The organism is Paenibacillus sp. IHBB 3054, assembly GCF_051594305.1.
Classification (GTDB): domain Bacteria; phylum Bacillota; class Bacilli; order Paenibacillales; family Paenibacillaceae; genus Paenibacillus_AQ.
Map to the genome: position 1 here is coordinate 1 of NZ_JBOFBG010000172.1, position 425 is coordinate 425.

1 protein-coding gene is annotated in these 425 nt (G+C 50.6%); it reads right to left on the reverse strand.

All coding sequences use genetic code 11. The annotated features are described in order from the left end of the window. On the reverse strand, positions 1-425 hold a 425-nt coding region (locus ACQ76X_RS36325), incomplete at both ends, for a WxL protein peptidoglycan domain-containing protein (protein ID WP_438498715.1).

Sequence of the window (425 nt, forward strand, 5' to 3'; positions counted from 1 at the left end):
TAATGGTCACCGAAGCCTGCTGACCTTGCACATTCGATTCATTATTTTCTGCCTGGATCAATTCCTCAGCAGCAATCACACCTACATACTGTCCGGGCGTGATCTCTTCCGGAACAGAGACCTGATACTTAAAGCTGCGTTCCTCCTTCGGCTTCAGTGTGAAGCGCTGGACCCCTTGCGGGTCCAGCCATGCCCCGACATGAGAAAGCTTCTGTTCTTTCTCCGAGAAACTTCGCCCTCCATTCTGAGCCGGTAGTGCGTCAGCTGGGTACAGTTTAATCTCTACAGGTTCGTTTTTCGTGTTCCGCACAAAGAAGGTGTATTCTCTGGAATCACCCGGCTTCACCTGATCTTTATAATACCCTCGGCCCTCTTCTACTGCCTTGACCGGAGACAATACAAAGGAACTATCTGCACTGACCACG